Consider the following 11730-nt stretch of genomic DNA (forward strand, 5'->3'; position numbering starts at 1 on the left):
TTTGCCACGATTTTTCGCTATAATCGAAACACAACAAACGAAAAAAGGTGAAGGACATGCGATTGCCAGATCGAAATATTGCCGCCTTGTTGATGATTTACCGCAAAATCAACGCCTGGCGAAGCGAACACGCTGCGCCACTGGGTCTTTCCTCCTCGCAGGTTACCATTATCATTGAGACCTGCAAAAATAGCGGCATTTCCCAGACCGAGCTTGTGAAACGGCTTTCCCACGAAAAAAGCGTCGTGGCAAAAGCCATTGCAAAGCTGATTGCAGCCGGATACATCACCAGGGAGCAGAATCCCAAGGACAAGCGGGCGTTTAACCTGTTCCCAACGGAAAAGGCCCAGGAGGTCTACCCCATGTTGGTCGGACAGGGGGACCAGTGTATGGAACGGCTGACCGCAGGATTGACGCCGGAGGAAAAGGAGGAGCTGGGCGTCCTGCTGGAAAAAATGGTGGAGAACACACAGCTTTAAGGCGTTCGGAAAACCAAAGAGGGCGGGCCCCACGGCCGCCGGTTTCTCCCTTTTGCGGTGTGGTTGCCCCAGCAGGCGGAAATAATAAAGGATAGATGCTATTATAGCACTTAAAATTCCCTTCGGAAAGTGATATAATAAAACAATTGACTGATAAGACGGGAGAGACATCATGAAACTGCTTGTTTTGGACGGAAACAGCATCCTGAACCGCGCCTTTTATGGCATCCGCCTGCTGAGCACCAAGGAGGGGCTGTATACAAACGGCATTTACGGCTTTATGACCATGCTGGAAAAGCTGAAGCATGAGACGGAGCCGGATGCGGTGGCGATTGCCTTCGACATGCGCGCCCCGACGTTCCGGCATAAAGAGTATGCAGGTTATAAAGCGCAGCGCAAGGGGATGCCGGAGGAGCTGGCGCAGCAGCTGCCGAACCTCAAAGAGCTGCTGCGGCTGCTGGGCTACCGCCTGGTGGAGTGCGAGGGCTTTGAGGCGGACGACATCCTTGGCACGCTGGCCGCGAAATGTACGGAGACCGGGGACACCTGTGTGATTGCCACCGGGGACCGCGACAGTCTCCAGCTTGTCAATGCGCAAGTGACGGTGCGCCTGGCGGCCACCAAAATGGGACAGCCGCAGGTGACCTTTTACGATGAGGCGGAAATTTTGGAAGACTACGGCGTTACGCCGCCGCAGTTGATCGATATCAAGGCCATCCAGGGCGACAGCTCGGACAACATCCCCGGCGTGGCGGGCATCGGCCCTAAGGGGGCGGGCGAGCTGATCCAGAAATACCATGACCTCGATCATATTTATTCAAATATCGATACGCTGGACATCAAAGAGGGGATGCGCCAGAAGCTGATCCGCGACAAGGACAGCGCTTACCTGAGCCGCTACCTGGGCACCATCCGGCGGGATGCGCCGGTCGACACGGAGTTGGCCGACTATATCCCCACCGAAGGCGACCGGGAGGGTGCGGCGCGCCTGCTCGTCAAGCTGGAGATGTTCTCCCTAATCGAAAAATTGGGGCTGAACGTCCCCACCGCGGCGCCGGAAACGAATGTCCAGGAACCCGCCCATGAGGTGGTGCAGGGTGCGCCGGACACGCTGTTTGACGAGCTTCGCGCAGCAGGGCGCGCGGATTGCCTGGTCTGGTATGAGGATGGCCAGGTGTATCGCGTATACATCGGCCGGGAGGCCCGTGTATATGAGTTGGAAGGGATGGATTTCCTGCGCAAGCTGTGTGCGTGCAGCGAGATCCGCATCAACACCCACGACGTCAAGCCGCTGTATGCGGCGCTCGGCGGCGAAGAAATCCCGGGCGGGGCGTTTGACACCATGTTGGCAGCCTACCTGCTGAACCCGTCCGCGTCGTCCTACGATGTGACGCGGTTGGCGCAGGAATACAACCTCCCGTTGGAGCTGCCGGAGCAGGAGGCGCTCAAGCGCGGCGATGTGGAGGGGAAACGGCGGCAGACGGAGGCGCTGTTCCGCGCGCAGGCGGCGGTTTTCCCCGCGCTGGTGGACAAGCTGGCGGAACAGATCGCCCGGAACAACCAGACGGAGCTTTTGGAAACGATTGAATTGCCGCTGGCGCGCGTACTGGCACATATGGAGGCGATTGGCTTTTTGGTGGATGCCGAGGGCATTGCGCAGTACGGCGAGACGCTCCAGGCGGAGATCGACCGCATTCAGGGGGAGATTTACCAGTCCGTGGGCTATGAATTCAACATCAACAGCCCGCGGCAGCTGGGCGACGCCCTCTTTGAGAAGCTCGGATTGCCGCATGGAAAAAAGACTAAGACGGGCTATTCCACCAAGGCGGAGATTTTGGAAAACCTGCGCTATGAGCATCCGGCGGTCGAAATGATTTTGAATTACCGCAGCTTGACGAAGCTGAAATCGACCTACTGCGACGGCCTGACCAAGGTGATCGCCGTGGACGGGCGGATTCATTCCAATTTCAACCAGACCGAGACGCGCACAGGGCGCATCAGCTCCACGGAGCCCAATTTGCAGAATATCCCAGTGCGCACGGATCTGGGACGCGAGATGCGCCGCTTCTTTGTGGCAAAAGAGGGATGTGTGCTGGTGGATGCGGACTATTCCCAGATTGAGCTGCGCGTGTTGGCGCATGTGGCGAACGACCAGAATATGATCGATGCCTTTTTGCACGACGACGACATCCACAGGATCACAGCCGCACAGGTGTTCCACATGCCGGAGCAGATGGTCACCCCGATGATGCGCAGCCGGGCCAAGGCGGTCAATTTTGGCATTGTGTACGGCATCGGCGCGTTCTCCCTGGCGAAGAACATCGGCGTTACCCGCAAGGAGGCGGAGCAATATATCCACGATTATCTGGCGCATTACAGCGGCGTGGACGATTATATGAAGCGAGTGGTGGAGCAGGCCAAGGAGCAGGGGTATGTAGAGACCATGTTTGGGCGCAGGCGCTACCTGCCGGAACTGGCGTCCTCCAATTTCAACATGCGCGCATTCGGGGAGCGTGTGGCGCGGAACATGCCCATCCAGGGCACGGCTGCGGATATCATCAAGATCGCGATGATCCGCGTGGAGGACCGGCTTCGCAAAGAAGGCATGAAGTCCCGGCTGATCTTGCAGGTACACGACGAGCTGATTGTAGAAGCGCCCGAGGACGAGGCGGAGAAGGCCGCCGCCGTCCTGACCGAGGAGATGCGCAGCGCGGCGCAGCTATCCGTTCCGCTGATCGCTGACGCCGGGATCGGCAAATCCTGGTTCGACGCCAAAGCAGGCTGAGCAGGCTGAGCCTGCACGCACGGCCGGCGCAGGGCTTTCTGCGAAGAGCAAGCGAAGTGACGCCGGACAGAAAGGACAAGCTCCCGTCAGGCTGAGCCTGCACGCACGGCCGGCGCAGGGCTCTCTGCGAAGAGCAAGCGAAGTGACGCCGGACAGAAAGGACAAGCTCCCGTCAGGCTGAGCCTGCACGCACGGCCGGCGCAGGGCTTTCTGCGAAGAGCAAGCGAAGTGACGCCGGACAGAAAGGACAAGCTCCCGTCAGGCTGAGCCTGCACGCACGGCCGGCGCAGGGCTCTCTGCGGAGAGCAAGCGAAGTGACGCTGGACAGAAAGGACAAGCTCCCGTCAGGCTGAGCCTGCACGCACGGCCGGCGCGGGGCTCTCTGCGGAGAGCAAGCGAAGTGTACGCCGGACAGAAAGGACAAGCTCCCGAAGAGCAAATGATAATGAAAAGAAGGGAGGGGGAAACGTGTTTATCTGCCCTGTCTGCGGAAATCTGTTGCAGAAAGAGGAAAAAGCCTATATATGTCCGAAGGGGCACAACTACGACCTGGCGAGAGAGGGATACGTTTATCTCCTTCCGCCCAATAAAAAGCATTCAAAGGACCCCGGCGACAACAAACAGATGGTGGCCGCACGGCGTGCGTTTCTGGAGACGGGCCTGTATCAGCCCTTCAGCGACGAGCTGGACCGGCTGGCGCTGGAGTGCCTTGGGAAAAACGGGTCGCCAGTTGTGCTGGACGCAGGATGCGGAGAAGGCTATTACACCGGCCGGTTGGCGCAGGCGCTCGGGGAACGGGCGCGGGTGTTTGGGTTTGATATATCCAAATGCGCGGTGCGCGCTGCGGCAAAGCGGTACCGGGAGATCGCGTTTGCGGTGGGAAGCAGCTTCGGGATCCCTTTTGCGGATGCTGCGGCCGACCTGGTGGTGAACGTCTTCGCGCCGATTGTCCCCGAAGAGCTGGCGCGCGTGGTCAAACCGGGCGGCCACTTGATTTTGGCGGTGCCGGGGGAAAGGCATCTCTATGGATTGAAAGAGATTTTGTATGAACATCCGTATGAGAACCCCTATAAGGAGACGGAGTATCCTGGATTCACCTTTTTGCAGCGCACTGCGGTTGCAAGGGAAATCACGATCACCGATCCGCAGACCATGCTCAATTTGTTTGCAATGACCCCATATTATTGGAAAACCGGCGTTGAGGGCGGGGAACATCTGCGCCAAACGCAGCGGTTGGAGACGCATATTGAATTTCATTTTCTGGTCTATCAAAGAAATCTTACATAAATTTCCGAAAGGGGCGGGCACGCTTGGAAACGACAAAACGCGCGCGTGAGGAAGTCCGATGGGAGGACATGTTGTTCCTTCTTTTGATTTCCGGCGCCGCGCTGCTGACGCGGTTTTACTTATTTCCGATTGAGTCGAACGACTACCAACAATTCTTACAGAACTGGTTTGCAACCTTGAAGGAGAACGGCGGGCTGGCGGCCATCGGGATGAACATCGGCGATTATATGCCGCCGTACTTTTATATTTTAGCGTTGCTGACCTATCTGCCGTTCAACGATTTATATTTAATCAAGCTGGTCTCCTGTGCGGCGGATTTTGTATTGGCCTATTATGTGATGCGGGCGGTTAGCCTGCGGTATCCCGGAAGGCCCCAGGGCTTTATGGCCTATGCGGTGGTGCTCTTTTTGCCCTCGGTGGTGTTGAATTCCGCGGCATGGGCACAGTGCGACGCGATGTATACTGCGGCGTTGCTCGCATGCCTGTATTATCTGTTGGTCAACCGTCCCAACCGGGCGGTGCTGGCGTTTTCCATTGCGTTCGTGCTGAAATTGCAGGCGATTTTCTTTGCGCCGTTTTTGCTTTTGTTGGTTTTGAAGCGGAAGATCAAATTGCGCAGTTTGGTGCTAATCCCGGCGGTATATATTCTATCGATTATACCAGCTGCAATCATGGGCAGGAGCCTATGGGACCTGCTCACCGTGTATGTCTCGCAGTCAAAGCTCTATACGAGCCTTTGCATGTCCATCCCGAATTTGTATGCGTTTCTCGGGAATGTCGCCTCCGAACCGTTGGGGGATGCGGGCGTTATCTTCGCGGGTGGCGCGGTGCTGATGCTGCTCTATGCGCTGTACCGGAAGGAATACACCATTACGCCGGATATCCTGGTGACCATCGGGCTGCTGTTTGCCATCTTAATGCCGTTTATCCTGCCGCACATGCATGAACGGTACTATTTCTTGGCGGACATCGTCAGCGTGGTGTTCGCGTTCTATTTCCCGAAAAAGCTCTATGCGGCGGTGATTATGTGCGTTTCGTCCGCCTGTGCGACCGCGAATTATCTGTTTGGGCTGGTATATTACCCGCAGCAGCTTTTGGCCGTTGCAATCCTGATCAACCTGGTATTGCTGATGAAGCATCTGTGGGAGCTGCTTTCGCAGAACCCCATCCAGCGGCGCGTGGAGGCGGCGGTATGAGCCTTGCGATCGTCCCGATGGAGGGGCGGCATCTGAACGAACTGGCGGAGATCAGCCGGTTGTGCTTTTCCATGCCGTGGAGCCGGGACGGGCTGGCGGCGGAGCTCTCCAGCGATACGGCCCATTTTTGGGTGGCGGAAGAGGCGGGCCGCTGCCTTGGGTTTGCCGGGATGCACGCGGTGTGCGGGGAGTGCTATGTGGACCTGGTCGCCGTGCATCCGGCGGAACGCCGCCGGGGGATTGGCGAACAGCTGGTCCGGCAGATGATCGCATGGATGGAGGAACAGCACGGGGAATTCATCACCCTGGAGGTGCGGGTGTCGAATGCGCCCGCGATTGCCCTGTATGAAAAGCTGGGCTTTGAGCAGGCCGGCGTGCGCAAGGGGTTTTATGAGGACAACCACGAGGATGCCTTGCTCCTGACCCGGCCCGCAAAGGGGATTCAATAAAGGGGGAAGCTTATGAAGATATTGGCATTGGAGAGTTCCTGCGACGAGACCGCTGCGGCGGTTGTGGAGGATGGGCGGCTGGTCCGTTCGTCCGTCATTGCGTCGCAGGTGGAGGAACATAAATTGTACGGGGGCGTGGTGCCGGAGATCGCCTCGCGCAGGCATTCGGAGGCCATTGTCCCGGTTACGCAGAAGGCCCTGGACGACGCTGGTGTGACGCTCGACGAAATCGATGCCATCGCCGTGACATACGCCCCCGGTCTAATCGGGGCGCTGTTGGTGGGGGTCAATTTTGCAAAGGGGTTGTCGCTCTCCGCGAAAAAGCCGCTGATCCCCGTCCATCATCTGCGCTCCCATATCGCAGCAAACTATATCACCGCGCCGGAACTGGAGCCGCCCTTTTTGTGCCTGGTGGTGTCCGGAGGCCATACGCACATTGTGGAGGTCAACGGGTATACGGACCTCCGTGTGATCGGCTGCACAAGGGACGACGCGGCGGGCGAAGCCTTTGACAAGGCGGCGCGCGCCATGGGGATGCCGTATCCGGGCGGCGTGGAGATGGACCGGGTTGCAGAGAGCGGGGACCCGATGGCGTTCCGCCTGCCCCATCCCAAGGTGGACGGCGCGCCCTACGATTTCAGCTTTTCCGGCTTGAAGACAGCGGTGATCAACCTGATCCACAACGCCAAACAGAAGGGTGAGGAGCTTCCGGTCCCGGATCTGGCCGCTTCCTTCCGCAAAGCGGTGGTGGACTGCCTGGTGCAGAATTTTGTAAAAGCGGCGGAAGCGTCTGGAAGCAAGAAGCTTGTGATTGCGGGCGGCGTATCGGCAAATTCCCTGCTGCGGCGCCGTCTGGACGAAGAGTGCAGAAAGCACGGATGGAAGCTGTATATGCCGGCGTTAAACCTCTGCGGCGACAATGCGGCGATGGTGGGCGCGCAGGGATATTACGAATTCTTGGCGGGGAATACCGCGGGGCTGGACTTAAACGCCTGCGCGGAAATGCCCATACAGGGCCCACAGGGATGAAAGAGAGGTTCCAAAAACCTGCACGAATTTGGAAAATAGGCTAGGTATTCACAAATTTTTAATTGCTATTTTTGCGACAATGTACTATACTTAAACCAGTAATGTGAATTTGGCCATTGGGCCGGAAGGAGAACACTTATGACAAAAAATGAATCCGTTTTGAATTGGATTGAAAACATGAAAAAGCTTGTCAATCCGGACAATGTGATGTGGATTGACGGCTCTGAGGAACAGCTCAACCAGCTGCGCGCAGAGGCTTGCTCCACGGGCGAAATGATTAAGTTGAACGAGGAGAAGCTCCCGGGCTGCTACCTGCACCGCACGGCGGTCAACGACGTGGCTCGCGTGGAGGGCAGAACCTACATTTGCTCCCGCAAGGAAGAGGATGCAGGCCCCACCAACAACTGGATGGAGCCGCAGGCAGCGTATAAGATGCTGTTCGATATTGCGAAGGATAGCTATAAGGGCCGCACGATGTATGTCATCCCGTATTCCATGGGCCCGATCGGTTCCCCGTTTGCGAAGATCGGCGTGGAGCTGACCGACTCCATCTACGTTGTCATGAACATGAGCATCATGACCCGCGTAGGCGAGAAGGTTTGGGACGTTCTCGGCGACAGCAACGACTGGGTGCGCGGCCTGCACTGCAAGTGCAACATCGATGAAGAGAAGCGCTATATCTGCCACTTCCCGGAGGACAACACCATCATCTCCGTGAACTCCGGTTACGGCGGGAACGTGCTGCTGGGTAAGAAGTGCTTTGCACTGCGCATCGCTTCCTACCAGGGCAAGACCGAAGGCTGGATGGCAGAGCATATGCTGATCCTCGGCCTCGAGAACCCGAAGGGCGAAGTGAAATATATCACCGCTGCATTCCCGTCCGCGTGCGGCAAGACCAACCTGGCCATGCTGATCCCGCCGGAGGGCTACAGAGCGAAGGGCTACAAGGTTTGGACCGTCGGCGACGACATCGCTTGGATGCGCATTGGTCCGGACGGCCGCCTGTGGGCGATCAACCCGGAGAACGGCTTCTTCGGCGTAGCACCGGGCACGAACGAAAAGTCCAACCCGAATGCACTGCACACCACTGGCAAAGGCACGATCTTCACCAACGTTGTGCATAACCTCGACGACAACACCGTGTGGTGGGAAGGCCTCGATAAGAATCCGCCGGAGCATGCGGAAAACTGGAAGGGCGAGCCGTGGAACGGCAAGACCTCCACTGAGAAGGGCGCGCATCCGAACAGCCGCTTCACGGCGCCTGCGAAGAACTGCCCGTGCATCAGCCCCGAGTTTGAGAACGGCGCTGGCGTGCCGATCTCTGCAATCGTGTTCGGCGGCCGCCGTGCACAGACCACCCCGCTGGTGTATCAGTCCCGCGATTGGAACAACGGCGTGTTCGTTGGCTCTATCATGGCTTCCGAGACCACCGCTGCTGCGACCGGTGCGGTCGGCGTAGTGCGCCGCGACCCGATGGCAATGCTGCCGTTCTGCGGTTATCATATGGGCGACTACTTCAAGCATTGGATCGAGATGGGCGAAAAGCTGGGTGACAAGGCTCCGAAGATCTTCAACGTCAACTGGTTCCGTCTGGACGACGAGGGCAACTTCATTTGGCCGGGCTTCGGCGACAACCTCCGCGTCCTCGAATGGATCATCAACCGTTGCGAAGGAAAGGTGGATGCCCAGGAGACCGCAATCGGCTATGTACCGTATGCGGAGGACATCAACCTGGAAGGCCTGGACTTCAGCGTCGATACGTTGAAGAGCATCCTGGCGGTCGACAAGGACCAGTGGACCAAGGAAGCCGAGGGCATCGAGGAGTTCTACAAGAAGTTTGGCGACAAGCTGCCGCAGGAGCTCCGCGATCAGCTGAATACCCTCAAGGCGAACCTCGCAAAATAAGGAAATTGACCCGCAGGGGTTTGGGAGCGTTCCGGGAGACCGGAACGCTCTTTTTGTTTGGAACCGGCCTGCCTGGTAGGATGGTTCCAGATAGGAACGGCGGCGGTTGGCGAAAGGAATGGAACGACGCCTGGTAAATTGGAAACAGTTGCCTGGTTGGTTCCATTGACATGGCTTTTCTTCCCATGGTATGATGAGGGCGTTGATTGAGCATATTGGGAAGAGGAGTTTTGAATATGAAATGTACAAGGTGTGGATTTGACAATCCATATGACGCCCATTACTGCAAGCAATGCGGCGCCCCGTTGGAGGCCGCTGCTCCGCAGGGGCAAGCGGGCCCGCAGTATGCTGCGCCGCCTCCCTATACGTACCGGGAAGGGCAGTGGAACCCGCCGCCCCCGACGTATTATGCCCCGCCGAACTACCCGCCTTATATGGAGGTGGTTTCCGCATCGAGCAAATGGGTTGCGCTGCTTCTGTGCATCTTTTTAGGCGGGTTGGGCGTCCACCGCTTTTATGTAGGCAAGATCGGCACAGGGGTGATCTACCTGTTGACCGGCGGCGTCTTTGGAATCGGCTGGCTGGTGGACGTGATTCTAATCGCCTGCGGGAGTTTCGCGGATTCTGCGGGCGCGCCTTTGAAGCGATAGAAATTTCGAAATATGGAGAAACGTTCAGATGGGGAAGGGGCCTTTCCGTTGTAAACGGAGGGGCCTTCCCTGTTTTTTCTTCAGAGGGCGTGGGACTTCGAAATACATCCATCGTATATTTTGTGGCAGGAAAACTCGAAAAACGGCCGGGGATGCAAGTTCACTCTTGATTTTTTTGAGAATCTATGCTATCATAAATAGCGTTCTAAAAATCCGGGTGTAGCGCAGTTTTGGTAGCGCGCTTGAATGGGGTTCAAGAGGCCGCAGGTTCAACTCCTGTCACTCGGACCAAATCCGTCAAAGTCTTATGGCTTTGACGGATTTTTTCTGTTTTAAGCGCTCATGTAGGTTTGATTGTGAAGAGCTGATTCTGCACGGACAAATCAGTTTGGATAGGTTTCGTGATTCTCGACTTGGGACTCATCTATCTTTCCCGTGTCGAGAATATTCTTTTTATCGTCGGTTGCTTAAAACCTCCTTTGTTGGGATATAGAAAAAGACAGACCGACGGCTGGCACGTAAGGAATACCTTTTCTTTTTGGTATTGGTATATGAAAACGTTGCCCGTAGTCCTGTTAGACGGAGAAATCCCTAAACGGACAGTAATAGAAAAACTTGAAATTATTTATCAAGGTAGATATACTAAATATTAGGGGGAGAGATGATGGAAGGGCTAAAAAGGTTTTTATTAAAATATGGGCTTATTTTAATAGTATTTATTATATCTTTGTGTATCCCTTTTATAATTAATGAAGCATATAAGTTTGGTAATGGATACGTTACTTTATGGGGGGCGCCAGAAGTGCTAAGTTTCTATGGTTCGTATTTGTCATTCCTTGGTACGGTAGTTCTTGGTATTGTAGCAATATATCAGAATAATAAAGCATATCAGTTAAACGAGCAAATGCAAAAGCTGGAACAAGCACAATTTGTTTCTATGATATCTATTAAATGTTTAGAAATAAATAGACGAAGCGTTTCCCAACCTCGGTATTTAAATCAAAATATGCGCAATATTGAAATTTTTGATTTAAAAATGGAAAATTTTCAAAGCGATAATTGTTATCATATTGATGTTAATTTTGAAAATAATAGTTCATTCCCTGTGGTTCAACTATGTGTCCATGCAGGTGCCAAAAATAATATTAATTGTATTTTGTGGGGAATTGAGGCTATGAAAAAAATCGCAATCTACATACCACCTCACGGGACACAGGCCATTCGTTTTATAGTACCTTGTGAAATGTTTGAGGCAGAAAATAAGTACCAGTTACCTCTACATATAGAGTTTATAAATATTTTTGATTTTAGGACGGTCGGTACGATCTATTTACATAACTTGGAAAATACGGAAAGAAGGAATGAATTCCAATTTCGCTTGGCTAAATTCACAGATGTGCGATCTAAGTGATAGTTCCAAAGACAATAAAAGTGAGTTCTTGTACTGATCCGCACCCTTTAACCCCTATTTATGAAAGATATGTGGTCAAATGGGATTGGAGCCCAGTTGAAGCAATTACACCACTTTCTTAAAACTAAGAAACGTTCTTTCACACCTCTATGGGTATGGATTACGTTTGGTTTTATAGGATAAGAGCCTTACTTGCTATTTGCAAACCATTAATTTATTGGATTTTGACAGATCTTTTAATGACACTCAGACTAGATTCAGCTTTTTCTTTTGATTTTTTGCGCGCATTGGAAATAGACGGCTGTTTTGTCAAGATTCTCACAGCAATAATTCATAAAAAATATGTATCTACCAGGGCGCTCCTTATGGAGTGCCCTGGTTTGCTTTCTAAATTGTCCTGCCGATATGGGAAAGTGGGCTTTCGCCTATCACACCAGAAGGTGGGCTTGCAATGTTACGATAGATAAGGTACAATAAGTTTCGCAAATTGAAAAGAGGATAAAAGAAGACATGGTTTGCAGAACTCTGGTAGAATGAAG

At 54.4% G+C, this 11730-nt stretch carries 9 protein-coding genes and 1 tRNA gene; all 10 read left to right on the top strand.

Translation table 11 applies throughout. The features are described from left to right. Positions 1–62: 62 nt before the first annotated feature. The 10 genes from I2E77_RS10205 (at position 63) to I2E77_RS10250 (ending at position 11191) form a co-directional block, all read left to right on the top strand. Entirely contained in the window at positions 63–479 is a 417-nt protein-coding gene (locus I2E77_RS10205; protein WP_172749574.1) for a MarR family winged helix-turn-helix transcriptional regulator, read from the top strand. A 172-nt stretch (positions 480–651) separates the two neighbouring features. Next, the gene (gene polA, locus I2E77_RS10210; RefSeq protein ID WP_195451178.1) at positions 652–3264 is read left to right on the top strand and encodes a DNA polymerase I; all 2613 of its coding nucleotides are present in this window, start codon (positions 652–654) and stop codon (positions 3262–3264) included. 468 nt (positions 3265–3732) lie between these two features. Continuing rightward, the gene (locus I2E77_RS10215) at positions 3733–4551 is read left to right on the top strand and encodes a putative RNA methyltransferase (protein ID WP_195451179.1); all 819 of its coding nucleotides are present in this window, start codon (positions 3733–3735) and stop codon (positions 4549–4551) included. 23 nt (positions 4552–4574) lie between these two features. Continuing rightward, on the top strand, positions 4575–5747 hold the full coding sequence (locus I2E77_RS10220; RefSeq protein ID WP_195451180.1) for a glycosyltransferase 87 family protein: 1173 nt from the start codon (positions 4575–4577) through the stop codon (positions 5745–5747). Then, complete coding sequence (rimI, locus tag I2E77_RS10225; protein ID WP_191441130.1) at positions 5744–6196, top strand: ribosomal protein S18-alanine N-acetyltransferase; 453 nt, start codon at positions 5744–5746, stop codon at positions 6194–6196. The genes I2E77_RS10220 and rimI overlap by 4 nt, the downstream gene beginning before the upstream one ends. 12 nt (positions 6197–6208) lie before the next feature. Continuing rightward, the gene (tsaD, locus tag I2E77_RS10230; protein ID WP_195451181.1) at positions 6209–7225 is read left to right on the top strand and encodes a tRNA (adenosine(37)-N6)-threonylcarbamoyltransferase complex transferase subunit TsaD; all 1017 of its coding nucleotides are present in this window, start codon (positions 6209–6211) and stop codon (positions 7223–7225) included. Between the two features lie 138 nt (positions 7226–7363). Continuing rightward, positions 7364–9130 (top strand): phosphoenolpyruvate carboxykinase (GTP), encoded by a 1767-nt coding sequence (locus tag I2E77_RS10235; RefSeq protein WP_195451182.1) that lies wholly within the window; start codon positions 7364–7366, stop codon positions 9128–9130. Positions 9131–9366: 236 nt separating this feature from the next. Next, complete coding sequence (locus I2E77_RS13965; protein WP_243252590.1) at positions 9367–9780, top strand: TM2 domain-containing protein; 414 nt, start codon at positions 9367–9369, stop codon at positions 9778–9780. A gap of 213 nt (positions 9781–9993) precedes the next feature. Next, positions 9994–10071 (top strand) — tRNA-Pro (locus I2E77_RS10245). A 373-nt stretch (positions 10072–10444) separates the two neighbouring features. Beyond that, entirely contained in the window at positions 10445–11191 is a 747-nt protein-coding gene (locus I2E77_RS10250) for a hypothetical protein (protein WP_195451183.1), read from the top strand. The last annotated feature ends 539 nt before the right edge of the window (positions 11192–11730 follow it).

The organism is Anaeromassilibacillus sp. 1001302B_160321_C8 (genome assembly GCF_015554745.1).
Lineage (GTDB): Bacteria > Bacillota > Clostridia > Oscillospirales > Acutalibacteraceae > Anaeromassilibacillus > Anaeromassilibacillus stercoravium.